This is a genomic window from Ramlibacter sp. bp-362, assembly GCF_054956735.1.
The window spans coordinates 1-271 of sequence record NZ_JBUDXE010000054.1 but is presented as its reverse complement, the minus strand read 5'-3'; the positions used below and the strand labels follow the sequence as shown (position 1 = coordinate 271).

Here is a 271-nt window from a genome sequence, read left to right as displayed (position 1 = left end):
AAGATCCTCATCGTCCATTATCCGCATCATGGTAAAATGCTCACGCGTCTTCACCATCTTTATGCCGGCCTGAAGGCAGAACTGGAAGAGCATTTCGCCAAGGAAGAACAGCTCGTCTTCCCGCTGATGCGCCAGCATCCGCATCCGGACAGCCAGACGTTGGCACTGATCCAGGATTTGGAAGCAGAACACACCTGCGCCGGCGACGTCATCAAAGAAATCCAGGCCCTGACGGATAACTTCACGCCGCCAGAAGATGCTTGCCCGACTT

At 54.6% G+C, this 271-nt stretch carries 1 protein-coding gene; it reads left to right on the top strand.

Features of this window, described 5'->3' with window-relative positions; genetic code table 11:
• Positions 1-36: 36 nt before the first annotated feature.
• Positions 37-271, top strand: a 235-nt coding sequence (locus ACY0MJ_RS22380; protein ID WP_462640766.1) for a hemerythrin domain-containing protein, incomplete at its 3' end; no start/stop codon positions are given.